At 46.1% G+C, this 23,407-nt stretch carries 25 protein-coding genes and 1 pseudogene; 19 read left to right on the top strand and 7 right to left on the bottom strand.

Annotated elements, in window-relative coordinates; all coding sequences use genetic code 11:
- Positions 1-311 precede the first annotated feature (311 nt).
- The 9 genes from ACTTK7_RS13995 to pepF all read left to right on the top strand — a co-directional run bounded on the left by ACTTK7_RS13995 (position 312) and on the right by pepF (position 10,273).
- Complete coding sequence (locus tag ACTTK7_RS13995; protein WP_462868702.1) at positions 312-1,487, top strand: IS701 family transposase; 1,176 nt, start codon at positions 312-314, stop codon at positions 1,485-1,487.
- A gap of 211 nt (positions 1,488-1,698) precedes the next feature.
- Positions 1,699-2,907, top strand: a complete 1,209-nt coding sequence (locus ACTTK7_RS13990) for a putative glycoside hydrolase (RefSeq protein ID WP_462868700.1) — start codon at positions 1,699-1,701, stop codon at positions 2,905-2,907.
- A 203-nt stretch (positions 2,908-3,110) separates the two neighbouring features.
- Entirely contained in the window at positions 3,111-3,683 is a 573-nt protein-coding gene (locus ACTTK7_RS13985) for a GNAT family N-acetyltransferase (RefSeq protein ID WP_462868699.1), read from the top strand.
- Positions 3,684-3,702: 19 nt separating this feature from the next.
- The gene (locus tag ACTTK7_RS13980; RefSeq protein WP_022795166.1) at positions 3,703-3,843 is read left to right on the top strand and encodes a hypothetical protein; all 141 of its coding nucleotides are present in this window, start codon (positions 3,703-3,705) and stop codon (positions 3,841-3,843) included.
- A 109-nt stretch (positions 3,844-3,952) separates the two neighbouring features.
- On the top strand, positions 3,953-5,404 hold the full coding sequence (gene aldA / locus ACTTK7_RS13975; RefSeq protein WP_462868698.1) for an aldehyde dehydrogenase: 1,452 nt from the start codon (positions 3,953-3,955) through the stop codon (positions 5,402-5,404).
- Between the two features lie 381 nt (positions 5,405-5,785).
- Positions 5,786-6,181, top strand: coding sequence for a transcriptional regulator SpxA (gene spxA / locus ACTTK7_RS13970; RefSeq protein ID WP_022795164.1), 396 nt, complete (start codon positions 5,786-5,788; stop codon positions 6,179-6,181).
- A 301-nt stretch (positions 6,182-6,482) separates the two neighbouring features.
- A complete protein-coding gene (mecA, locus tag ACTTK7_RS13965; protein ID WP_322526415.1) occupies positions 6,483-7,145 on the top strand; it encodes an adaptor protein MecA in 663 nt (220 codons plus the stop codon).
- Positions 7,146-7,238: 93 nt separating this feature from the next.
- A complete protein-coding gene (locus ACTTK7_RS13960; RefSeq protein WP_462868697.1) occupies positions 7,239-8,429 on the top strand; it encodes a competence protein CoiA in 1,191 nt (396 codons plus the stop codon).
- 29 nt (positions 8,430-8,458) lie between these two features.
- Positions 8,459-10,273 carry an oligoendopeptidase F gene (pepF, locus tag ACTTK7_RS13955; protein WP_462868696.1) on the top strand — a complete coding sequence of 605 codons (1,815 nt, stop codon included), beginning with the start codon at positions 8,459-8,461 and terminating at the stop codon, positions 10,271-10,273.
- A gap of 45 nt (positions 10,274-10,318) precedes the next feature.
- Here the strand turns inward: pepF and ACTTK7_RS13950 are convergent, their stop codons facing one another.
- The 4 genes from ACTTK7_RS13950 to ACTTK7_RS13935 all read right to left on the bottom strand — a co-directional run bounded on the left by ACTTK7_RS13950 (position 10,319) and on the right by ACTTK7_RS13935 (position 13,212).
- Positions 10,319-11,239, bottom strand: coding sequence for a ClpXP adapter SpxH family protein (locus tag ACTTK7_RS13950; RefSeq protein WP_462868695.1), 921 nt, complete (start codon positions 11,237-11,239; stop codon positions 10,319-10,321).
- A gap of 21 nt (positions 11,240-11,260) precedes the next feature.
- Entirely contained in the window at positions 11,261-11,647 is a 387-nt protein-coding gene (locus ACTTK7_RS13945; RefSeq protein ID WP_462868693.1) for a globin domain-containing protein, read from the bottom strand.
- 182 nt (positions 11,648-11,829) lie between these two features.
- Entirely contained in the window at positions 11,830-12,549 is a 720-nt protein-coding gene (locus tag ACTTK7_RS13940) for a transglycosylase SLT domain-containing protein (protein ID WP_462868692.1), read from the bottom strand.
- Between the two features lie 75 nt (positions 12,550-12,624).
- Positions 12,625-13,212 carry a CYTH domain-containing protein gene (locus ACTTK7_RS13935; protein WP_462868691.1) on the bottom strand — a complete coding sequence of 196 codons (588 nt, stop codon included), beginning with the start codon at positions 13,210-13,212 and terminating at the stop codon, positions 12,625-12,627.
- A gap of 150 nt (positions 13,213-13,362) precedes the next feature.
- On the opposite strand from ACTTK7_RS13935, the gene ACTTK7_RS13930 reads away from it, so the two are divergent.
- Genes ACTTK7_RS13930 through ACTTK7_RS13915 form a run of 4 tightly spaced genes read left to right on the top strand, consistent with a single transcriptional unit; the run spans position 13,363 to position 16,128 of the window.
- Positions 13,363-13,740, top strand: coding sequence for a UPF0738 family protein (locus ACTTK7_RS13930; protein ID WP_462868690.1), 378 nt, complete (start codon positions 13,363-13,365; stop codon positions 13,738-13,740).
- Between the two features lie 33 nt (positions 13,741-13,773).
- Positions 13,774-14,409, top strand: coding sequence for a GTP pyrophosphokinase (locus ACTTK7_RS13925; protein WP_322526407.1), 636 nt, complete (start codon positions 13,774-13,776; stop codon positions 14,407-14,409).
- Positions 14,410-14,432: 23 nt separating this feature from the next.
- Positions 14,433-15,227, top strand: coding sequence for an NAD kinase (locus tag ACTTK7_RS13920; protein ID WP_298784479.1), 795 nt, complete (start codon positions 14,433-14,435; stop codon positions 15,225-15,227).
- A 4-nt stretch (positions 15,228-15,231) separates the two neighbouring features.
- On the top strand, positions 15,232-16,128 hold the full coding sequence (locus ACTTK7_RS13915; RefSeq protein ID WP_462868689.1) for an RluA family pseudouridine synthase: 897 nt from the start codon (positions 15,232-15,234) through the stop codon (positions 16,126-16,128).
- Here ACTTK7_RS13915 and prpE read toward each other — a convergent pair.
- The gene (gene prpE / locus ACTTK7_RS13910) at positions 16,104-16,841 is read right to left on the bottom strand and encodes a bis(5'-nucleosyl)-tetraphosphatase PrpE (RefSeq protein ID WP_462868688.1); all 738 of its coding nucleotides are present in this window, start codon (positions 16,839-16,841) and stop codon (positions 16,104-16,106) included. The genes ACTTK7_RS13915 and prpE overlap by 25 nt on opposite strands.
- A 117-nt stretch (positions 16,842-16,958) precedes the next feature.
- Between prpE and fabI the strand changes: the two genes are divergently transcribed.
- From fabI to ACTTK7_RS13885, 5 genes and pseudogenes are all read left to right on the top strand, one after another.
- Positions 16,959-17,741, top strand: a complete 783-nt coding sequence (fabI, locus tag ACTTK7_RS13905) for an enoyl-ACP reductase FabI (protein ID WP_462868687.1) — start codon at positions 16,959-16,961, stop codon at positions 17,739-17,741.
- Positions 17,742-17,771: 30 nt separating this feature from the next.
- Positions 17,772-18,608 carry a glucose PTS transporter transcription antiterminator GlcT gene (gene glcT, locus ACTTK7_RS13900; RefSeq protein WP_462868686.1) on the top strand — a complete coding sequence of 279 codons (837 nt, stop codon included), beginning with the start codon at positions 17,772-17,774 and terminating at the stop codon, positions 18,606-18,608.
- Positions 18,609-18,797: 189 nt separating this feature from the next.
- Positions 18,798-20,834: pseudogene (gene ptsG, locus ACTTK7_RS13895) on the top strand (glucose-specific PTS transporter subunit IIBC).
- A gap of 98 nt (positions 20,835-20,932) precedes the next feature.
- A complete protein-coding gene (locus ACTTK7_RS13890; RefSeq protein WP_462868685.1) occupies positions 20,933-21,157 on the top strand; it encodes a hypothetical protein in 225 nt (74 codons plus the stop codon).
- A 53-nt stretch (positions 21,158-21,210) separates the two neighbouring features.
- Complete coding sequence (locus ACTTK7_RS13885; protein WP_462868684.1) at positions 21,211-21,510, top strand: HNH endonuclease; 300 nt, start codon at positions 21,211-21,213, stop codon at positions 21,508-21,510.
- A 10-nt stretch (positions 21,511-21,520) separates the two neighbouring features.
- Here ACTTK7_RS13885 and ACTTK7_RS13880 read toward each other — a convergent pair whose 3' ends face one another.
- Both ACTTK7_RS13880 and ACTTK7_RS13875 read right to left on the bottom strand, forming a co-directional pair.
- Complete coding sequence (locus ACTTK7_RS13880) at positions 21,521-21,952, bottom strand: GNAT family N-acetyltransferase (protein WP_462868683.1); 432 nt, start codon at positions 21,950-21,952, stop codon at positions 21,521-21,523.
- A 16-nt stretch (positions 21,953-21,968) separates the two neighbouring features.
- Entirely contained in the window at positions 21,969-22,694 is a 726-nt protein-coding gene (locus tag ACTTK7_RS13875; RefSeq protein ID WP_462868682.1) for an alpha/beta hydrolase, read from the bottom strand.
- Positions 22,695-22,821: 127 nt separating this feature from the next.
- Between ACTTK7_RS13875 and ACTTK7_RS13870 the strand changes: the two genes are divergently transcribed.
- Positions 22,822-23,376 carry a phosphatidylglycerophosphatase A family protein gene (locus tag ACTTK7_RS13870; RefSeq protein WP_022795240.1) on the top strand — a complete coding sequence of 185 codons (555 nt, stop codon included), beginning with the start codon at positions 22,822-22,824 and terminating at the stop codon, positions 23,374-23,376.
- The last annotated feature ends 31 nt before the right edge of the window (positions 23,377-23,407 follow it).

The following is a 23,407-nucleotide window of genomic DNA, read 5'->3' as shown; positions in this document are numbered from 1 at the left end:
GCGTGAGCAATATCTGTAGTAAAATCATTCATAGGGAAGTCCTCTTTTCTGTGAATGTGGTCGGCTAACTTCATTCTTCGAGAAAAGGACTTCCTTTTTTCGTCTTCGCTCGTTTACACAAAATATTTTACGCTCTCTCAATAATCATTTTGAATATAAATATTAATTAATAAAAAATAGTGAAAAAATAAAACTTTTATGTTGCGGGTTTATTAACAATTATTTCCATAACAAATAAAAAAGAGACAGAACCTCCGTTGATAAGGTACGATGACATCGACCAAAACACCATCGAGAAAGGATTCTGCCTCATGTCTACCGTATCATATTCCTCCTGCATCGCCAACGCCTTTGATAAATGGAACCTCCGGTTCTTTATGTCCGCCCCAGCTGCCCGGCATATGCAACAGCTGCTGGAAGGCTGGACCCGGGAGCATCGCAACGGGAGCGTGAAGGCCCTTCAGGAAGCCGCCAATCATCACGCTCACCATTCGTCGGTGACCCGGTTTTTTCGCACATCCCGGGTGGATGACCATGCCCTGGAGCGCAAGCTCCAGCGCTCGGTGCTGCAGCATATCCGGCGGAAGGCTTCCTCCGCCAACCCGGTGCTGATCGCCATTGATGATACCGTCGTTCCCAAATCGAAGCCTTCGTCACAGGCGCATCACCCGATCGACGACGGCGGATACCATTTTGATCATCAGACCGGCACGACTGTTTACGGGCATCAATGGCTCACCATCATGGCAGGCACGAACAAGCGCCTGTATCCCTATCATATCGAACGATATGACAAAGAACACGGGCCCAGTAAAATCGATCTGGCTCTTCAGCAGCTTCGCACCATCGACGTAGGCGATCGTCCCGTCTATGTCCTGGCCGACAGCTGGTACGCATCGGAAAAACTGATCCGTACCGTCCGGGACCGGGGCTGGCACTTTATCGGTGCCCTCAAAAGCAATCGCGTGCTCCATACGGCCCCTATGCCGTTACCAGCCAGAGACTGGGCCCAACGGGCCCGGCAGGTGGAAGATCCGGACCTTGTGACCGTTCAGGCCACCACCTATGAAATGGTCCGGTTTCAGGGCCGGTTGAAAAGCGGCCTCTCGGGCGTGATCGTTGGCTCTCGGGCTTCTGCTTCCCACGAAGCGTACCGGTTTTTCTTTTCCACCGACCCCTCGATGACCGCGGAGGACGTCTTATCCTGGTATCAGCACCGGTGGGCGATTGAAACCTTTTTCCAGGAAGCCAAGGGCAAGCTCTCGATGGGCGGGTACCGGTTGCGGAGCGCCCCGGCCATCCGACGCTACCTGCTTCTCCTCCAAACCGCCTGGCTGCTGCTGGCTTGGGCCTTTGTGGGCACCATCAGCGAAGCTTTTCATGCCAGTCACCAGGATCACCGTCGGCGGGAGATTGCGGATATTTACCAGCGCGCCCGGGCGGGCGCGACCCTGGAAAGCGTGTATGACGCCTACCGCGTGGCCTGACCCACAAAATCATCGGGCGGATGATATTGGATATAATTTCCAATATTTACTTCTATGACCAACATTTGTTTTCAAACCTGCAACTTAAGAGAATAAAAAAGATGGTTGGTAATATGTGTATTTAAACGTATAATCAAACTAAGAAAAATATTCCATTAAATAGTGACTATTAGAGTGAATTTTCACAAAAAATAATGAAGGCAGGGACAATATGAAAAAAAAGTTGGGTATTTGGGCCTTAACTGCTGCATTGGCTGTTACCTCGGGATTAACTGCAGCGGAAGCAAACGCGGAAGAAGGAGACGGGAACGATCTGGCATCAATGACGACTGGTGGACATACATTAACGCTTGCAGGCAGCATGCCGCGCTTTACATATGATTCTGGTCTTAATTTCAGCTATCCGGAGGAAGGGGTCAAAGGGATATATGTTACCGGCCACTCGGCCGGGGGCGACAGAATGGATAAATTAATTGACCTCATTGACTCGACGGAATTGAACGCCATGGTAATAGATATTAAAGATGATCACGGGAACTTAACGTTCAGTGTGCCCGAAGGCTCGGACCTTCCCGATATAGAAAAAAATATGATCAAGGATCCCGAAGCTCTGATGAAAAAATTGGAAGAACACGATATATACCCGATCGCCCGAATTACAACTTTTAAAGACAATGTACTCGCGGAAAAGCATCTGGAATACTCCTACCAGACAAGTGACGGGAATACATGGTCGAATGGAAACGGTCATATGTTTACAAATCCATTCATGGAAGAGGTATGGGATTATAATCTTCAAATAGCGGAAGAAGCAGCCAGGCTCGGCTTCCAGGACATTCAGTTCGATTATATCCGGTTTCCTGAAGGATTTGAAACGAGAGATGATCAGCTCACTTATTCTACAGGAGACTATGACAGCGGTGATGATAACGTACAGGAACGAGTAGATGCTGTTACGGATTTCGTTGCTTATTCTGAAGAGACGCTTCAAACAAAATACAATGTAAATGTATCAGCGGATATCTTCGGCTATTCTGCCACTCAGGAAAGGGCGCCGGGCATTGGCCAGGACTTTCGGTTAATCTCTGAAAATGTAGATGTCATCAGCTCTATGATTTACCCAAGCCATTGGGGAAGCGGTTATTTTAATATCGACAAGCCGGATACAAAGCCGTACGAGGTTATCGACGCCTATGCGAAGGCAGAGACAAAGATTTTATCGGATCTTGATGAACAGCCGACAACCCGGCCCTGGATTCAGGACTTTACAGCAAGCTATTTAGGAAGCGGTAATTATCTGCAGTACGGAAGCACAGAAGTGGAGGCGCAGATTCAGGCGCTTCAGGATAACGGCATTGAAGAGTACCTGCTGTGGGATGCCCAGAACTCTTATTCCAAAGGTACAGATTATACGCCGTAAAAAGCAGAATCAAAGGGGCGGGAGTCAAAAACCGCTCCTTTTTGCTGTATGCAAAGCTGAGAAAGAGCAAATGCAGCCACGTCCCGCCGTAAGGTCAATATGCCGCAAAGAGCGCGCTTAAGCGTCTTAAATAAGTACTGAAGGCACTTACTATATAAAGACTTTCGCGTTATAATATATGTAACACAAATTTGGGGGTCATTATGTCTAAACTAAACTGGTACGAAAAATTGAGCCAATACTTTCCAGTTGAAGAAATGAAATCGAAAAAACACATGGAAGTGCTGCTGGATGAAAAAGGTGATATTTACCATAAAGATGAAGGACCTCTTCATGTTATGATGTATGTGGAGACAGAAGAATTTGTTTTTATCGATTATTTGTTAGTATCGAAAGAAGCAAGAGGGGAAGGACTCGGTCAGAAATTACTTGAGAGCCTGAAAAGTAAGAATAAACCGATTATTCTGGAAGTGGAGCCTCTCGATTATGAAGAGAGCGATACGACAAAACGGTTCCGTTTTTATGAAAGAGCCGGCTTTCGTCAGGCAAAATCCATCGGCTACAGCAGAATTTCCCTGGCAACCAATGAAGTGAATACGCTCGAAATTTTATATTGGTCGCCGGACGATGCGTCGGAAGAAGTTATTTATGAAAAAATGAAGCATACGTACAAAAATATTCATACGTATAAGGATGAAGAGATATACGGAAAAGCCTATCAGGATGTTACGGAAGTTCTTACGTATGATGACAAAGACGAATTGAAGAACGCTTAGAAAGGAGGGCGAAGAGGTTATGAAAAATGCAGTTGCAAAAAAACGCAGGAAAATGAAAAGAGAAGTACTCCGGGATATGCTTAAAAAGAACCTCAAGGGCCTGAATAAAGAAAAATCGCCCGAAAAGGGCGTTCCGACTCCTTCAAGACACACCGCTTAATACAGTGCATGCGCAGCTCAGACGGGCTGCGCTTTTTTGTGCTGGAAGGTTTAAGAGTCCGGCTGCGGTGGAACACTCTTACCTATAATGAAAAATTGGAGGGTTCCTGATGCAGACACATCAATTGTATATTAACGGAGAATACGTAAACGCTTCTAGTGATGAATATATTGAAATTGAAAATCCGGCTACAGAAGAAACTATTTCCCGAACGGTAAAAGCGACAAAAGAGGATGTGGATAAAGCTGTTGCAGCCGCATCTGCTGCTCAAAAAGGGTGGGAGCTGACACCAAATATCGAACGCGGAAAAATTGTGCGTGCTCTGGGAGACAAAATAGAAGAAAATAGAGACCGGTTTATTGATCTTCTTCAGGAGGAGCAGGGCAAAGATTACGGACTGGCAAGCGGTGAAGTGGATCTTGCCATTGACTATTTCCGCTATATGTCCGAATGGGCAAGAAGAATTGAAGGAGAAATCCTGCCAAGTGACCGGGAAAATGAAAATATCTTCATTTATAAAAAACCTATAGGCGTTGTCGGCGGTATTGTGCCGTGGAATTTTCCTGTGTTTATTCTGGCCAGAAAAGTAGCAACAGCGCTTGTTACTGGCTGTACGATTGTGCTGAAGCCAAGCCAGCAGACACCAAATACAGCTGTTGAATTCACAAAGCTTATCGATGAAATGGATGAAGTACCAAAAGGGGTTTATAACCTGATTACAGGTACAGGCTCAGAAATAGGAAACGCTCTGGCTTCGCATGAAGATGTAGATATGGTAACAATGACTGGAAGTGTAACCGCGGGAACAAAAGTAATGGAAGCTGCGGCGCAGAACATTACAAAAGTTAATCTCGAACTCGGCGGAAAAGCACCGGCTATTGTAACGGCGAACGCAGATATTGATACTGCAGTGAAGCATATTACAACCTCCAGACTTGCCAATAATGGCCAGGCCTGCACGAACGCAGAGCGGGTGTATGTGCATGAAAGTATCGCTGAAGAATTCACCAAGCGTCTGCAGGAAGCATTTGAGCAAAAAACAATGGGTGATCCACGCGCATCCAAAAATGCTGACGTTGGCCCTCTTGTAAGCAAGGACCGCCTCGATGAAGTGCATGCGATGGTGGAAAACGCTAAAAAAGACGGAGCGAAAGTAGTGGCTGGCGGTGAACCCGGCGATCAAAATAAAGGTTATTTTTACAAACCGACAGTAATCAGCAACGCCCAGCATGAGATGGAAATTATGCAGGAAGAAATATTTGGTCCGGTTATTCCTATTGATACGTTCCAAACGCTTGATGAAGCAATAGAAAAAGGCAATGATACCGTATTTGGTCTTTCTTCCTCCGTTTACAGTGAAGATATGAACGAAATTATGAGAGTAGTAAACGAACTGCGCTTTGGCGAAACGTACGTTAACCGGGAAAATTTCGAAGCTGTGCAGGGCTATCACGCCGGCTTCCGGAAATCCGGACTTGGCGGCGCCGACGGCAAGCACGGAGTGGAAGACTTTTTAGCCACCCACGTTGTTTATATGCAGTACAATAACGAAAAAAATTAAAGAAATTTGGCTGGAGGGTGAACCTCCAGCCATTTTCTAACGTATACATAATAAGGGCGGAAACAATTAAATGAGTTGTTGAAAAACAAAGCAGGTAATTGAGAATCGTTCATTTAAAGTAAAAAGTGAACAGTTTAAATGAATTGTCACAAAACGTTAACAAATTGTGCGCTTAGAAAGTTTTAAAACCATGATGAAGAGGTATAAATAAAGTATTGTTGAATTAAAGTCTAAAAGTATAACCATTCACAAACCAGTTAAAACCTCTTTTCAAATTAGAATAATTATTGTATAATAATCTTGTGACTAAAAAGCAGAGAATATTATACGTTGTTTTCGCCCATTTTACTCCCATAGTTGGGGAAGGAGAGATCTGTTAACATGGTGACATTGCTTACATCTCCAAGTTGTACATCCTGTCGGAAAGCGAAAGCATGGCTGGACGAACATGAGATTGCTTATAATGAAAGAAACATTTTTGCGGAGCCATTAACAGTGGATGAAGTAAAAGAGATTGTGCGTCTGACGGAGGACGGCACTGATGAAATCGTTTCCCGTCGTTCGAAAGTGTTTCAGGAATTAGACGTGGAAATGGAAAACCTTCCACTGCAGCGCCTGTTCCAATTAATCAGCGAACATCCCGGTCTATTAAGACGGCCGATCATTTATGATGATAAACGTTTACAGGTAGGCTACAATGAAGCTGAAATTCGTCGTTTCCTCCCAAGAAAAGTTCGTACTTTTAACTTGATGGAAGCGCAAAAAATGGTAAACTAAAAAGAAAGAAAAATTTCGGCGCCGGTCGGGATTTTTCTTCTTTTTATAATTACGCTTTGTTTTGCTAAAATGAGTTTCTTTCCTTGACATGAGTGTGATTTTATCTGAAAATATAAAACCAAACCAGTGTTAAATTATTGATGCTCCGCTCCCTCAACGAACGTTGCATCCTGGGATGAGCACAACTCACAAAGGGTCCTGTACGGTGCTATGATTAAAAGGATTACTATATGTTATTGTTAGGGTATAGTATTTCATAGTAAGTAGAAGACCGACCCTAGCTTGAGGAGGGAGAAAAATAGTGGAAATCGAAAGAATCAACGAGTCGACAGTGAAGTTTTACATTACGTACACGGATATCGAAGACCGTGGTTTCGACCGGGATGAGATTTGGTATAACCGTGAACGTGGAGAAGAATTATTCTTTGATATGATCAACGAAGCTCACGACTTAGAAAACTTTGAAATAGAAGGGCCTTTATGGATTCAGGTACAGGCACTCGATCAGGGCATGGAAATCGTAGTTACCAGAGGACAGGTTACCGATGGAAATGTGAAGCTGGAAATTCCGGTATCAGAAAACAAAGAGGAACCTCCGGTGGACGATAACATTGTGGATATGCTTGATGAACAATACCGTTCGTCCAAATCAGACAGAAATGGCTCACTTGAGTCTGAAGATCTGGAAATTGTTATTTCCTTCCAGGATATGGAAGACTTAATCAGTCTGAGTAAGGCCTTCCATGTATCGGATGTCCACAACGAAGTATACTTCTTTGAAAATCGGTATTATCTTTATTTAGTATTTGATCAGCGTTATACAGAGGATGAACAGGACAATATGGTAAGTCATGTGCTGGAGTACGGAAATGAATCTGACCTGTCCATTTTCCGTATACGTGAGTATGGTACGACAATTGCATCTGAATATGGTCTTCAAACCTTCAATGAAAACTTCTCATAAGTGTGTGTATCTCTAAAAGGCTGGCGTGTGACGCTGGCCTTTTTATTTTATAAAAAATCCCCGTATTACACCCCCCTGGAAAGGCTGATACTCATGTTTAATGCCCTCATTGCGAACGGCCGGGCAGTTTCAAGCCTGGATCCCACTATTTATCCCCCGTACTATTGCCCGGACTGCGGGCACGAAGTGCATCTGCGTAACAAATCAAATACCCGTCCTCATTTTGTTCATTCCCGGCGTACAGACTGCCGACTGCTTGGTGGAGAATCTGAAGAGCATACTGAAGGGAAAGCTCTGCTCGCTAACTGGCTTAAAAAACAGAATCTTTCTCCCGTTATTGAGAAGCAGTTACCTGAGGAAGGAAGAAGGGCAGACGTATTCGTTCAGTGGACAGGGCGGAACGTAGCTCTGGAGATACAAAGGAGTGCGATTGATTCACCGCAGCTTTTGACGAGAAGCCGAGCATATACAGAAAAAGGGATCCTTCCACTTTGGTTTTTTGCTCCGAAATTAGTGCAACGAAAAAAAGCTGGGCGCTGGTTTTGGAATGAAGCGGTATGGTCTTCCATATTTTCCGGTTATTTTAATGCGGTGCCTGTGCTGATGCCATCTTCCCGGGAGCTCTTAATCGTGCAGCCATTATTTGAAGCTTCGCCCAAGCGCATCGTAGCCCATGCCTTAAGATTTCCGGTGGCCGACATAAAGTTGGAGTATTTTTTCGCTCCTGCACAGCTGTCATTCAGCTTTATTGATAAAATACAGGCGCACAAAAACAGTTGGCGCTTTTCGCCTTATCAATTTTCCGGGTGCGAAAAGTATTGGGAGAGTCTAGAAATATATACCCGGCACCTTTCTCACATTAGTATGCATCCTGCGGACCTGGGCTGGCCGACGCCGTATTGTTACGTTTTCCGAGGACCGCCGCTCGTGTGGCAGACCCTGCTGTTTTACCGGATTATCCACCAAAAAAGTGATACATTAAACAATATTTTAATTTTAGTACAGAAAGATCCACTGCTTGCTCCGTTAATACGTTCTGGTCTGCGTGCAGAGGTTTACCTGCGTCAGGCGGTCTGGCATTTTTTGCAGTGGCTGAAGGTCCGGAAGACGGTTTATTTTCATCACGGGCACTGGCATTTGAAGAAAGATCTGCTGCCTGAAGCATCGGCGGAAACGGGATGGTCACAGGATCAAAGCATCGCTGGAATATTTACGGCTTATATCAAAAAGCTTGAAGCAGAAAAACGATTCATTGGAACAACTGGAAATAGTTCGATACAATAGGAGAGAAAGATAAAGGGAGGTGCGTTCCATTGAGTTCATCTGCTGTAGAACAACTGCCAAAACGCGAAGAAATCAGTGAACAGTATAAATGGAATTTAGAGGATATTTTTTCAAGCAATGAAGAATGGGAAGAAGAATTCAAACACATTCAAAGCATGATTCCGGCAATCGAGTCATATAAAGGACGCCTCGGAGATTCGGGACATATGCTGTATGAAGCCCTGCAGCAGCAGGATAAAATTACAGAGCGGTTCAGCCGTTTATTTGTTTATGCGCATATGCGTTATGATCAGAATACAAACGAATCGCTGTATCAGGGAATGGAGGACCGTGCAAGGAGACTGGCCAGCCAGCTCGGGCAGGCAACGGCTTTTCTCGTTCCTGAAATCCTGACCATTCCTGAAAAAACAATTAAAGCATTTTATGAGGAAGAGCCGGAGCTCCGGTTATACGAACATGCACTCGACGCCATCAACAAAGAACGTCCGCATGTGCTCACAGAATCAGAAGAAGCACTGCTTGCCCAGGCTTCTGAAGTGATGGCTGTGCCGGGAAATACTTTTGGCATGCTCAATAATGCAGATCTGGAGTTTCCGTCCATAAAGGATGAGAATGGAAATGACGCCCAGGTGACCCACGGGCGCCTGCTGAACTTTTTGGAAAGCGACAACCGTCGTGTGCGGGAAGAAGCTTTTAAGGCTGTCTACAGCACATACAACAGGTTTAAAAATACCATTTCAAGCACGCTTGGCGGACAGGTGAAAAAGAATACATTTAATGCAAGTATTCGTAAGTACCGTTCAGCCAGAGAAGCTGCGTTAAGCAATAATCATATTCCGGAAAAAGTTTATGACCAGCTTGTTTCGACCGTTCATGATTATCTTCCGCTGCTTCACCGTTACGTAAAGCTGCGTAAGCAGGTACTTGAACTCGATGAGATTCATAACTATGATCTGTATACACCGCTTGTTAAAGATATTGATATGAAAATGACGTATGAAGAAGCAAAAGAAACCGTTCTCGAAGCCCTGCAGCCGCTGGGGAAAGAATACACAGAAACGATTGCCGGCGGATTTGAAAAAGGGTGGGTGGACGTTTATGAAAACGTTGGAAAACGGAGTGGAGCCTATTCCTCCGGGGCATATGGGACAATGCCATATATTTTAATGAACTGGCAGGACAGCATAAATAATGTATATACGCTGGCCCATGAACTCGGACATTCAATGCACAGCTATCTGACTCATCAAAATCAGCCGTACCCTTATGCTGATTACACCATCTTCGTGGCGGAGGTGGCTTCTACTGTCAATGAAGCACTGCTTACCCGTCATTTACTGGCAAAAACGACAAACAAAACAGAAAAAGCGTATTTATTGAATCAGTACCTCGAAGGCTTCCGGGGCACGGTTTTCCGTCAGACAATGTTTGCTGAGTTTGAGCAGTTAATTCATGAAAAGGCAGAAGCAGGGGAAGCACTGACTCCGGATCTACTGAATGCTCTTTATTATGAGCTGAATGAACAGTATTTCGGACCGCATATGACACTCGATGATGATATTGCGCTGGAATGGGCAAGAATCCCTCACTTTTATATGAACTTTTATGTATATCAGTATGCCACCGGCTACAGCGCTGCTGCTGCTTTGTCCCAACAGATTACAGAGGAAGGGGAGCCTGCGGTGGAACGCTACCTGCAGTTTTTGAAATCCGGCAGTTCGGATTATCCGATCGAAGTTCTTAAAAAAGCAGGGGTCGATATGACTACCTCCAAGCCGATTGAACTGGCAATGAAATCCTTTGAAGATACCTTGAATGAACTGGAAGAATTGCTGCTTCCATAAAAAAATCCGCGGAGATGCTCTACATCTTCGCGGATTTTTATTTTTTCAGGTAAAGGAAGGCACATACTCCCAGTAGGCCCCGTTCTTTAGTGGTACATGCTTCATCTTTCTCATCAGCAGAAGCTGCTTCAGCTGCTTTTCAGCCTCTTTTTCACTCCAGTCGAATACAACAGAAACCTCTTTCGTCGTAATTCGCGGATAGCGGGTGAGAAACTTTTCAAGCGTTAATGAGTTAGAAGGCTCCGGCACATGTCCTAGCATGTCGGAAAGGATTTCTTCGTAGACCTGGTAGGGATATAGCCCGGAAACCTTCAGTCCTCCATCCTCAACATGATCGTTAAAGAAAACGAATGTTGGTGCCTGATCGACCTCCATCTCGCGGGAGGTCCTGATATCACAATTCAGGGCTTTCCGTGTACAGGCAGAATGTATATCGCGCTGAAATTCTTCAATGTCCAGTCCGGTCGCTTCCGCGATCTGGACAAGCGTTTGTTCCGTGGAGATGTCCCGGCCGTGCAGAAATAAATTCTCTCTGATATTCCGAAAAAAAACCGAAGCCAGCTGTTTTCCCTGCATTTCCGCTGCTTTCATGGCTAGTGCAGGAATGTAGGCAGACGGAGCAGAATGCTTCAGCCACACGCTTCCATCTGCCGGCATGCCGGTCCGGGTGGCTACTTCCTCATAAAACAGAGCCATTTCTTTTTTCATTTCTTCTTTCACTGGCTTCTGTCTCTCTTCACTCCAGCATTCAATGTTTGAAGTGAGCAGAAGCTTTGGCGTGAAATAGTGGCCGTATTCAATGAGCAGCTTTTTTAATACGGGTTCAAATGCCCAGCACTCCGGGCATAATGGATCCATAAAAATATATAATTCAAGCGGCTTTTTCGATAAATGTGTGTCGGTAGACTGCGGCAGACTGCAGGAACCGGAACTGTCATCACAAAAAGAAAAATGCTCGTTGCCCATGACCAGTTCACGCTCCTTTCGTTATGAATTTTCTTCGGTAGTATTTATCATGTGCTGTGCTGTCACCACAAGCCGCTGAAACATTTCCTGTCTAATATCGTTTTCCATATTTATTTCTTCCATCGCTTCATCCATGCATAACAGCCAGGCTTTCGCTCGTGTTTCCGTAATTGGAAACGGGAGATGGCGGGCCCGCAGACGTGGATGACCATGCTCTTCTGTATATAAAGGCGGACCACCTAAAAATTGTGTCATAAACTGCTTTTGTTTACGGGCAGTTTCTGTAAGGTCTTCCGGAAAAATAGGAGCCAGATCCGGATGATCGCCAACCTTCCTGTAAAACGTATCAATAAGTTCAGAAAGTTTTTCTTCGCCAAGCTTATCAAAGCTGGATTTAAAACCTGTCATTGTAAACCTCCGGAACAACGTTTTAACGTTTATGCTTACAAAGACAGAGCAATAGCGCAAAACGCAATTATTATATTTCAGTTTTTATTCTAGCAATGAGGCCCGGTAACCGCAAATATTTTGAATGACAAATGGCTGCCCGGGCAAAAAAACAACCCCGAAGACGGGATTGTTTTTTCAGGTTATACAAGATCCTGATAGTTGGCGAGCACATTTGGAACGTATTTTTGGGTTTCTTTAAACGGTGGAATGCCATCATATTTATCGACATTACCCGGGCCGGCGTTATAAGCGGCAAGGGCAAGCGTTTTGTTGCCGTTATATTTATCGAGCATGTCTCTTAAATAGCGGATACCTCCGTCAAGGTTTTGTTCAGGGTCCATCGGGTCTTTTACCTTCAGCATAGAAGCAGTGCCCGGCATCAGCTGCATCAGCCCCATGGCGCCCGCATGGCTTTTAGCGTTTGGATTAAAGCCGGATTCCTGCTTTACCAGTGCGCGGACAAGTTTACTGTCCACCCCGTATTTTTCCGATAAACGCTCAATCGTCTGCACAACACCCGAACCTGAAGCCTGTTTGGATGAAGAAGGATTTTCAGAGGCAGCAGCCGTTTCCTTCACTGCTTTTTTGGCGGCGGGCTCAGCCGCATTACTGGATGCTTCGTCATCCAAATTACTGAAATAGCTGCTTGCGCTCACCGGGTTTAAGAACAACGAAGAAGAGACCGGACTAAAGCCGCTGCCGCTCTGTTCGGACATGATAGCCTGGGTTGATTTCAGGGAATCGTATAAAAAAGAACCGAAACGCCCGGCGGCAGAAGCTGTCTGCGAAGGAATGGACGGCTGGCTGCTTCCGGCAGCTGCATTGGTTGAAGATGGGAAAAGAGAGGAAGAAATCGTCAAAAAAATTCACCCCACTAATAAAATTCAGATAAGAAAAATATACCAGTATTTCAAATGAAGAACAATGTGCGTATGTTACTGTTTTTTATCCTGCTGTTGACTGCGTTGAAAAAGTCGTTCAATTTTGTTCGGTGTGCTGCGGAGAGGAAATCGATGTCTGTCTGCCAGCTCATTCATCCAGGCATAAACATCATTTTCACTCGGTCCTTCTATTTCGAGCTCATAATCCGTAATCCCTAAATAATGACTCCGGTCAAAAAAGATTTCTCCTGAACGAAAGGTCTGGGAGGCCCGGTAGGTGGTCAGTGTGCCTATATTTTCAACGCGCGCGGAACCAATCAGTGCCTGAAGACGTCCGGAAACGTCACCGGCAGGCAGCGTTCCGGCTGTGATAGCCTCCTGAGCCTCCTGTGCTGTGACCGTCTGATTCCATTCAGTGAGTCCTTCCGGAGCCGGTTCTTTCAATGTCAGGGTATATGAGTCGCCCCGTTCGCGTATACGTAAAGCGGACTTACGGGAACGCAGATCGAAGCTGTCAGTATCGAAATATGTATTTTTCTGGGAGGAAAAATCACTTTCCTGAATAGCGAAGTCAGCTGTAAGAGAGGCAAACTCCTGCTCCGTCAAAAGGTTCTTCGCTTCAATTTCCTGTTCTTTCGCCACGGCGAATCATCCTTTCTAATACCGAATTACTGGAAAAACGCTATGCATTATCTTATCATATGGTTTGCGCTCTGTCTGTTTACATAAGTTATGATAAAATTAGATACAGATAAGAAACGTATACTTGCCCTGTTTTGGAGGAATTATGACATGCAGCATATATTGACTGTAAATCATTACGAAGAAGACAATGAATCATTAATGATGTATCCGGTGGAAGAGTGGCCGGAAAAAGAATGGAAGAAATTAAGCGACGGTGGACAGATGCTCGCAGATTCCGATGCGCTCACGCTCGTTTATGTACTGGATATGGAAGACGAATTTGTGCAGCTCCGTATTCCAAAAAGAGTATGGCCCCTTTTGAAAAAGGCTTACGATAACGAAAAGCATGTCTATGTAAAAAGCGGAAGTGCCCTGCATTTAGAAAACTTTCACGAAGAAATTGATTATTTAATGGATAATGTGCCCGGAAACGGGAATTACGGTACTGAAATGGTATCTGCATTTGAAGAAGCATTCAACGTATAACCTCATAATAATGTAAATGAGTGGTGGTAAACCATGAGTAACTGGCAGACATTTCTTTCACCATACATGCAGGCGGTGGAGGAAATAAAGGTGAAATTAAAAGGATTAAGAGAACAGTACCAGATGTCTTCACAGCACACTCCGATTGAGTTTGTTACCGGGAGGGTCAAGCCGGTAACGAGCATTCTTGATAAAGCCCAGCGCAAAGATATTCCGCTTGATGAAATTGACACGAAAATGCAGGACATTGCCGGTATTCGTATCGTCTGCCAATTTGTCGGCGACATTGATACCATTGTGGAGCTGATGCGCACAAGACAGGATTTTGAGGTTTTGGAGGAACGGGATTACATTAAGGAAAAAAAAGAGAGCGGCTACCGATCTTTTCATATGGTTGTTTCCTATCCTGTGCATACGATTGACGGCCGCAAAGACGTTCTCACAGAGATTCAGGTGCGGACAATGGCGATGAATTTCTGGGCTACTATTGAACATTCTTTAAACTACAAGTACAGCGGTGAAATTCCGGAAGATATAAAACACCGGCTGCAGCGGGCTGCCGAAGCTGCGTTTCAGCTCGATGAAGAAATGTCCAAAATTAAAGGCGAGGTACGGGAAGCACAGCGTATCTATATGCAAAACAGGGAAAGTGAGGGTCCAAATACATGAGTATCCCGTCCACCGATGAAAATATGCGATATAATGTTACGTCCCGGGGAGATGACACCTCCAATGAAATCAGGGACAAAGTGCTTTCGTACCTGAACGAATTCGGTCTGATTCATGACGAAATTCATCCGGATATTGTTATTACTGTAGGGGGCGACGGCACACTGCTGCAGGCGTTCCATCATTATTATGAATCACTTGAAGATGTCTGCTTTGTAGGTATACATACCGGCCACCTCGGTTTTTATGCAGACTGGCAGCCTGAAGAAGTGGAGAAGCTGGTGATTCACCTTGCAAAAACGCCGTTTCAGGTGGTGGAGTACCCGCTGCTTGAGGTGATTGTCCGTTACAATGAACATACGAGATTCGAACGGTACTTAGCCTTAAATGAATGTATGGTAAAAACGCTCGAGGGCTCCCTCGTGTGCAATGTAGATATTAAAGGCGAGCATTTTGAAACGTTTCGCGGAGACGGCTTATGTATTTCCACGCCCTCCGGAAGCACGGCGTATAACAAATCCCTGGGGGGAGCGATTCTGCACCCCTCCTTATCAAGTATTCAAATAGCCGAAATGGCAAGCATTAATAACCGGGTTTACCGGACGATCGGCTCGCCGTTAATTCTGCCGCAGCACCATACCTGTCTTCTGCGCCCGGTAAACGATGTGGATATGCAGATCACTATTGATCACATCACTCTTGTCGATCAGGGGATTGAGTCCATTCAGTACCGGGTGGCAGAGGAAAAAGTACGATTCGCCCGCTTCCGCCCGTTTCCTTTCTGGAAGCGCGTGAAGGAATCGTTTATCGGGGAGTAAAAGGATGCGGATGATTACATGGAGCGTGCCTGCTGGGGCAGAAAACCTGGAGGTAAAAAGGTTTTTGAGCCAGTACAAAGATGTCTCACGGCGCGTATGGAAAAAAATAGATACACTTCCTATGTATATAAATGGGAAAGCAAGCCGGGGGAACGACCGGTTAAACGCCGGGGACGAGCTGCAGATATGCATACCGTCAGGAACTGTTCCTGCTCATTTTAAAGAGTCCCGGGAGCAGCTGGAGGTGTTGTATGAGGATGAAGACGTAATCATCGTCAACAAGCCTGCGGGACTGCCGACGCTTCCCGGTAGAGCAGCAGGGGAGGAATCACTGGCAGGGAGACTTGCCGGCTATCTGCGAAGCAAAGGCATACAGTCTGCCATTCATCCGGTTTCAAGGCTCGACCGCGGAACGAGCGGCATCGTGCCGTTTGCCTGTCATGCATATGCCCACTCCCGAATGGAAAAACATATGGATTCCGGAGCCAAAGAATACATCGGGATCGTCGAAGGTAGATGGCCGCAGGAATTTACGTATATTGATGTTCCGATCCGCCCGAGCACGAACAGTCTGGTGGAACAGGTGGCAGCAACGGACGGTAAAAGAGCTGTGACTACCGCAGAGGTGATTGAAGTACTTCCTGAACACACAGTCTTAAAGTTCGGGCTGGGAACCGGCCGGACGCACCAGATCCGGGTGCATGCTTCTGTGTCCGGCTTTCCACTTGCCGGTGATACGCTGTATGGAAATAAAAATGAATACTTGAACAGGCAGGCACTGCACGCCTGCCGTCTGGATTTCTTTCACCCGGTACAGGAAACAATGGTCAACGTTACGGCTCCGCCCCCTGAAGATATTAATGATTTTCTGGCTTCTCATCGGCTGAAGGTATTTAAGTGATCCGGCTGCAGCGGCAGAGTGGAAGGGACCTCAACGAATTCATGTTCCGGGTAACGGTAGGCGGTAAGCTTGTTTCCAAATGAACAGCCTGTATCAATATTTAAGGTCCGGCCGACGAGTCTGGCTTTCCATACAGGGGTGTGGCCGTAAATGATGAAAGGCCTGCCGCGGTAGGAGGGAGCCCAGTCTATACGCTCAGGCTCGCGACTGGCGTTTAGCTTTGTCGGTCCGTATAAAACTACACTCCGGGTTCTGCGGTCCGTTCGGCCGATCAGATCCTCCTGCATACCGCCATGGGAAGCAAGAACGTTTTCATTGTCGAACAGCTGGTACAGCGGTGCCTGCTCAAACAAGTCCATAAACTTCTGCTTTATCTCCTGCCGCTCACCCGGGAGGAGTGCTTCCCACTCCTGAATGGTTTTTTCAAGCCCGTGACCTACCTGGACCGGCCGCCCTAAAAACCAGCGGTACAGTTTGTCACAATGGTTTCCGGGCAAATACAGGGCGTTTCCGCTTTTAACCATTTGGTCTGTTATACGGATGACATCCATAGAATTTGGCCCGCGGTCTGTGATGTCGCCAACGACGACAAGCTGACGACCGCCGGGGTGCATGTAATTTTGATTATGATCATAGCCGAGTACTGAAAGCATTTCGGTCATTTCGTACGCACAGCCGTGAATGTCGCTAATAAAGTCAAAGTGTCTGTTCACTCAGACCTCTCCCTTCTGAAAAAATATAACGGCTGTTGGACAGCCCGGCGGTTCAATGATATAAAGGTAAAGAAATTATTTGATATTGATACAATCATATCTAAAGGAGAGACAACGATGCAATTATCACTTGAAGGAAAAACGTTTGTCGTGATGGGTGTTGCCAATAAAAGAAGCATAGCCTGGGGAGCAGCGGAAAGCCTGGCAGAGGCAGGAGCTGATTTAGTATTTACATACGGCCAGCAGCGCACCGAAAAAAGTGTCAGAAAATTGGCGGATTCGCTGGATCAGAAAGAACCACTCGTTGTTCAGTGTGACGTCACTAACGATGAGCAGATCCGCGAATGCTTTGCAAAAATTAAAGAAGAAGCAGGGACCATTCACGGCGTCGTTCATTCCCTGGCGTATGCGAAAAGAGAAGAGCTCGAGGGTGAATACTTAAATGCTACGCGTGAAGGATTTTTACTCGCTCAGGAAATCAGTGCGTATTCCTTCACTGCAGTTGCAAAGGCTGTAAAAGAGTTTGATTTAATGACAGAGGGAGGCTCTTTTGTTACGATGAGCTACCTCGGCGCAGAGCGGATCGTGAACAATTATAACGTCATGGGCGTAGCGAAAGCTTCTTTAGAGGCTAGTACCCGGTATTTGGCGAACGATCTGGGTGCAGACGACATTAGAGTCAATGCAATTTCGGCCGGCCCGATTCGTACGCTGGCAGCTAAAGGCGTTTCCGGCTTTAACGACACCATCAAGGCCATGGAGGAGCATGCGCCGCTGCGGCGTACGGTTACCCAAAAAGAGGTTGGGGACACCACTGCTTTTCTGATGAGCAGGATGTCGAGTGGAATTACAGGTGAAGTTATCCATGTCGACGGAGGCTATCACGCATACGGTATGTAAATCAGATCAGCAGGAACATGGTGGTAAAGGATGAAAGTAATTAAAGGGTTAAACAATAACGTTGTTATTGCAGAACATGAGGACTACGGGGAAGTTATTCTTACCGGGCGGGGGATCGGTTTTTCCAAGCGCCCGGGAGACCTCATCGATGCCGGGGCGCCGGAAAAGTTTTTCATACTGAAAAACGAAAATGAACAGACGCAGTACCGACAGTTAATCGAGCATATCGATGAGACATTTATCGCCTGTATTACGGAAATTCTGCAGGTGCTTGAAGCAGAGTGGGCGGAAACGTTTGAAGAGCACATTCATGTGGCGTTAACGGACCACCTCAGTTTTGCACTTGAGAGAACAAAAAAAGGTCTCACAATCAGCAATCCGTTTTTAAAAGAAACCCAGCTTGCTTATGAAAAAGAATACCGTGCGGCCGGATGGATCATTGACGAAATTGAACAATGGACAGGGGTGCGGCTTCCGGAAGAGGAAAAAGGGTTTATTGCCCTGCACCTGCACGGGGCAGTAACGAGAACACCGCTTGACCAGGTGAACGCTTATACGCGGCTTGTAAAAGATATGACAGTAATGGTGGAGCGGGCTCTTGATATTCAGCTGTCGCCGGAAGATTTAGACCACCGCCGGCTGTTCCGTCATCTGCAGCAGGCTGTCGCAAGGGTAAGAAACGGTGAGTTCGAAGAGGCGTCTGAGCCATTAAAAAAAATGTTGCAGGCAGAGTATCCCTTCTGCTATAATTTGTCCTGGAAGCTCATACGAACGATGCAGCGTGCTTTGCAGACGACGATACCAGAAGGCGAAGCCGTTTATTTAACCATTCATCTGCAAAGGCTTTCATCGAAACGAAAATATTGATCTAGTGTTCCGTGTTACTGGTAAAGCAGGCATGAGAGAATGCTGATCGCGTTTAAACCAAAGGGAGAAAGAATTAGCTTCTTTTCTCTTTGTGACCTCGCGATTAGTGTATCTCTCATGCCTTTTTTTGTGCACTGAGACCTGTGGTCAGTGATGAGTCTTCCAAAAAAATAGTTAGGAGAGATACATATGTGGAAACAGTCATTTGGAGTACTTCAACGTATCGGGCGCGCCCTGATGCTTCCGGTTGCTCTTCTTCCAGCAGCCGGTCTGCTTCTTGCTATCGGTACCGCTATGCAGGAAGAGCAAATGATCGAACTGCTGCCATTTCTGACTTCCGCTCCGGCAGAATTAATTGCCGAGCTGATGTCGGAAGCCGGTGGGGTAGTATTTGATAATTTAGCGGTATTATTTGCAGTCGGTGTAGCGCTTGGCCTTGCAGGAGACGGAGTTGCAGCTCTTGCGGCACTGATCGGGTTTATGATTATAAACGTTACGATGAGCGTGTTATTAAATGTTAATACAGATATGCTTTAAGAGCCGGGCTACGCGTCAGTGCTTGGTATTCCCACACTTCAGACAGGGGTGTTTGGAGGAATAATCGCCGGTATATTAGGAGCAGTGATGTATCAGCGCTTTTATAATATTAATCTGCCAACCTACTTAGGATTTTTCGCAGGAAAAAGATTCGTTCCTATTGCTACTGCTGTTGGCGGTCTGATAATCGGTGCTGCTTTGACACTGGCATGGCCTCCGATTCAAAGCGGATTGAATTCCCTGTCCCTCTATGTGACAGAATCAAACCAAACGCTTTCAGCATTTATTTTCGGCGTAATGGAACGTTCACTCGTACCCTTCGGTCTGCACCATATTTTCTATTCACCATTCTGGTTTGAGTTTGGAAGCTATGTGAACGATGCAGGAGATACGATCAACGGAGATCAGCGAATTTTCTTTGAACAGATGAAGGACGGGGTGCCTTTTACTGCCGGAACGTTCATGACAGGAAAATTCCCGTTCATGATGTTTGGTCTTCCGGCTGCGGCCCTCGCCATTTACCACTGCGCCCGTCCGGAAAATAAAAAGATGGTTGCAGGTATCATGGGTTCAGCGGCATTGACTTCGTTTCTGACAGGTATTACTGAGCCGCTTGAATTCAGCTTCTTGTTTGTAGCACCGCTTTTGTTTGCGATTCATGCGATTTTTGCCGGGTTTTCCTTTATGATTATGCAGCTGCTTGATGTCAAAATTGGCATGACCTTCTCCGGAGGGGTTATCGACTTTCTGCTCTTCGGGATTGTACCGAACCGGACAGAATGGTGGCTCGTTATTCCGGTTGGACTATGCTTTGCGTTAATTTACTACTTTGGATTCCGGTTTGCTATTCAAAAATTCAACCTGATGACTCCGGGACGTGAAGCAGCCACAGAAGGAGCCACTGGAATGTCTGGTGCAGCTTCTGACGATGAACTGCCAAGAGAAATCATCGCTGCGTTTGGCGGGCAGGAAAATTTAAAACACCTGGACGCCTGCATTACAAGACTCCGGATCACAGTCAACGAAAAAGATAAAGTGAATAAAGATCAGCTTAAAGCACTGGGCGCTTCCGGCGTAATGGAAGTCGGCAATAACGTTCAGGCGATTTTTGGTCCTAAATCAGATGCGATTAAGTCCCAGATGCAGGACGTTATTGCAGGGAAAACGCCTGAACCGATTGCAGAAAAAGAAACAGCTGCTACTGCAATGAACACTGCTTCTGCTGAAGATATCCAGGCTATGTCCATTACAAGTCCGGCTTCCGGACGGCTGCTCCGTATCGATGAAGTGGAAGATGAAGTGTTTTCTGGAAAAATGATGGGAGACGGATTTGCAATTGTGCCGGAAGAAGGCATCTTTCATGCGCCTGCCGACGGCACTATTACTACAGTGTTCCCGACGAAGCACGCTGTAGGGATGCAAACCGATGAAGGCACAGAGATTCTTATTCATATCGGACTGGATACGGTTAATATGAAAGGGGAAGGCTTCGAAGTCTTTGTGACAGAAAACGATAGGGTGAAGCAGGGAGATGTACTAGTTAAAGCTGACCTTGAGAAAATCCGTCAGGAAGCAGCCTCTACAACGACACCGGTAGTGTTCACCAATCTGGATAAAGAATATACTGTCAGTGTAGAGAGTGGAAAAACTGTCCGGGCAGAGGAAGACGGTATTATTACGATTAAATAACCGTTTCCGGTGCTTAATATATGGAAAAAAGGGTAAAGAATACTAGTGATCATTTTTTCTTCAATCCATCATTGTAAGCAGTGGAGGAGGGTCTGAACATGGCACTTGTAGTTCCATATATTAACGCATCAGCTGTTCATTATGCTAACCGCCAGCAGCCGCCGGTAAAGCCGGGAGTACGCCGCATTCAGCGGGTGCAGCCCGTAGAACCGAAACGATATTCGAGTGAGCAGCAACAAGCGTATCGGTCACTCGAAAAAAGGTATGAGCGTATTTTAGAAGAAGAAAATAAAAAGGGGCGGCGCATTCATACGCTTGCCTGAGGGAGCTGCCGTCCGGCAGTTCTCTTTTTATTACGGACAAGGAGGGGAAGTGGTTGAAACAGGGAAAATCGGTGGGAACGTGCGAGCTTTGCGGACGGGAGGAAGTCGAACGCACAGTACACCACCTGGTGCCAAAGGATGAAGGAGGGACACACGGGGCAACTGCCTGGCTGTGTAAAGCCTGTCACCGGCAGATACATGCTTTATACAGTAACAAAGAGCTGGCCGTAAGGCTGAACACTATTGAACAGCTGCGGGCTGATGAAAAAATCTGGCGGTTTATTAAATGGATACGAAAGCAGCGGGGAGAAAAAAGAGTGAAGGTACGAAAGTCGAAAACGAAAAAAAGGTGAGCAGAGATGCTCACCAGCTAAGCGACTTTTTCATTTCCACATGAGGGATGCCGGTATCCATAAACTCACCGGACGTGACTTCGTACCCGAGGGATTGATAAAATCCGGAAGCATATTTTTGTGCATTGAGCTTCATGACAGGCTTTTCCATTTCCAGTGCTTTATATTCCATGGCCTGCATCAGCAGACGGCCGCTTCCGGTCCCACGGAAGGAAGAATAAATACATACACGTTCCGCTTTAGCGTAGTCCTCTTCAAACCGGAGCCGGGATGCTCCAATTGCCTGGTCGCCGTCGTATACGACGAAATGGACAGCTTCTTCTTCAAATTCATCAATTTCTTCTTCCTCGGGCACATTCTGTTCCTCGACGAAAACGTCAAAACGGACCCGGAAGGCATCTTCGAGCTGCTGTCTGTTACTTACTTCATATACTTCAATCATAAAACGCAGTCCTTTCTCAATCCAGTTCGATATCAAACATGTAAGCAAGCGAACGAAGCACGTCCTGCTCCCATACCTTCCATAAATGCCCGCCCTCGAGCTCTTTGTAATGATAATGGGATGCTTTGGCAGAAAGGTATTCATACAAATCACGGTTCGGTTTCAGAAAATCTTCGACCGTGCCGGCCGTCGTGTCTACCTCCTGTTCTTCAGTCCCAATGGTATGGTACATCGTAAAGGAAGGCCAGTCCTCTGAGTTTTTCAAAGCATCGAATACCGTTTCGTTAACGAGCGGTGAATGCATCACAATCCGTTGAAAAATGTTAGGATAGCGGAGAGAAGCCATTAAAGAAACTGTGCCTCCAAGTGAATCACCAAGCAGCGTCCTTGCTTCAGGTGAAGGCTCAGCGTGGTACTCTTTTTCCATGAACGGAAGGAGTTCTGAGGCCATAAATTGAAGGTAATCATTATGGCCCTCTTCATCGGGGTGGTACCAGTGTCTGCGCTGGCGCACAGAAGGATAGGGCACTCCTACGATTACCGTGTCGGGCGCTCCTTCCTCCATCGCCTGCTCGGCGTAACGGACTAAATGGCCGAGCCGGAAGTAATCCTTACCGTCCTGGGCGATGATTAAATGATATGTAGACATAGGAGTGAATCCATCCGGGGTGTAGATACGTAAATCAAAAGAGTGATCCAATATTTCGCTGTGAAATGTGACATCCTGCTGGGTACCGTCCATGACGTTTCACAATCCTTTCATAGGGAAATAGTATTAGTGAAGTCCCTTATTGTTGCAATAGCTATTGTAACATAATTTTAAGGGCTTTTATGTATTCCGGATTGCACTCGACAAAGGAGGCAGCAATATGACTAAAGAAAAAGTATCAAGTGAAAAAGTAGAAAAAGCAGCAAGGGACATGCTCGAGGAGCGCGGAGTTTCCCTTCAGGACATTGCAGATATCGTATATAATATGCAGGCCAAATACGCACCGAATCTGACGATGGATGACTGCCTGGAAAGCGTGGATGCTGTACTGTATAAAAGGGAAATTCAGCATGCTATCCTGGTGGGCGTGGAAATCGACAAGCTGGCCGAAAATAATCAGCTGTCCGAGCCACTACAGTCGCTGGTTGATACGGATGAAGGCCTTTTTGGTATTGACGAAACGGTGGCGCTTGGTTCGGTATTTGGGTTCGGAAGTATAGCCGTTACTACATTTGGTTATTTGGATAAAGCCAAAGACGGTATCATTAACGAATTGGACACGAGCGAAGACAAAGTGCACACCTTTTTAGATGACCTGGTTGCAAGCATCGCTTCGAGTGCTTCAGCACGTCTTGCCCACCGGATGCGTGATAAGGAAGAAGAGCGCACGAGCAGGCAGATTAAACACCGGGAAGATGAAGAGTTGATTGGCTGAAAGAAATCATAAAACCCCGCAGTTTTTTGAC

This window comes from Marinococcus tarijensis (assembly GCF_054971385.1).
The sequence above is the reverse complement of the archived record's forward strand: the minus strand, read 5'-3'. Positions and strand labels throughout refer to the sequence as shown.

Coding starts and splice junctions, on each gene's coding strand:
- ACTTK7_RS13950 (WP_462868695.1), bottom strand. CDS start 11,239: ATGGGCAACGAGCATTTTTCTTTTTGTGATGACAGTTCCGGTTCCTGC.
- ACTTK7_RS13980 (WP_022795166.1), top strand. CDS start 3,703: ATGAAAAATGCAGTTGCAAAAAAACGCAGGAAAATGAAAAGAGAAGTA.
- spxA (WP_022795164.1), top strand. CDS start 5,786: ATGGTGACATTGCTTACATCTCCAAGTTGTACATCCTGTCGGAAAGCG.
- ACTTK7_RS13875 (WP_462868682.1), bottom strand. CDS start 22,694: ATGGACGGTACCCAGCAGGATGTCACATTTCACAGCGAAATATTGGAT.
- glcT (WP_462868686.1), top strand. CDS start 17,772: ATGAAAGTAATTAAAGGGTTAAACAATAACGTTGTTATTGCAGAACAT.
- ACTTK7_RS13960 (WP_462868697.1), top strand. CDS start 7,239: ATGTTTAATGCCCTCATTGCGAACGGCCGGGCAGTTTCAAGCCTGGAT.
- ACTTK7_RS13995 (WP_462868702.1), top strand. CDS start 312: ATGTCTACCGTATCATATTCCTCCTGCATCGCCAACGCCTTTGATAAA.
- ACTTK7_RS13945 (WP_462868693.1), bottom strand. CDS start 11,647: ATGACAGGTTTTAAATCCAGCTTTGATAAGCTTGGCGAAGAAAAACTT.
- ACTTK7_RS13990 (WP_462868700.1), top strand. CDS start 1,699: ATGAAAAAAAAGTTGGGTATTTGGGCCTTAACTGCTGCATTGGCTGTT.
- ACTTK7_RS13925 (WP_322526407.1), top strand. CDS start 13,774: ATGAGTAACTGGCAGACATTTCTTTCACCATACATGCAGGCGGTGGAG.
- ACTTK7_RS13920 (WP_298784479.1), top strand. CDS start 14,433: ATGCGATATAATGTTACGTCCCGGGGAGATGACACCTCCAATGAAATC.
- fabI (WP_462868687.1), top strand. CDS start 16,959: ATGCAATTATCACTTGAAGGAAAAACGTTTGTCGTGATGGGTGTTGCC.
- aldA (WP_462868698.1), top strand. CDS start 3,953: ATGCAGACACATCAATTGTATATTAACGGAGAATACGTAAACGCTTCT.
- ACTTK7_RS13890 (WP_462868685.1), top strand. CDS start 20,933: ATGGCACTTGTAGTTCCATATATTAACGCATCAGCTGTTCATTATGCT.
- ACTTK7_RS13985 (WP_462868699.1), top strand. CDS start 3,111: ATGTCTAAACTAAACTGGTACGAAAAATTGAGCCAATACTTTCCAGTT.
- ACTTK7_RS13870 (WP_022795240.1), top strand. CDS start 22,822: ATGACTAAAGAAAAAGTATCAAGTGAAAAAGTAGAAAAAGCAGCAAGG.
- ACTTK7_RS13880 (WP_462868683.1), bottom strand. CDS start 21,952: ATGATTGAAGTATATGAAGTAAGTAACAGACAGCAGCTCGAAGATGCC.
- ACTTK7_RS13915 (WP_462868689.1), top strand. CDS start 15,232: ATGCGGATGATTACATGGAGCGTGCCTGCTGGGGCAGAAAACCTGGAG.
- ACTTK7_RS13930 (WP_462868690.1), top strand. CDS start 13,363: ATGCAGCATATATTGACTGTAAATCATTACGAAGAAGACAATGAATCA.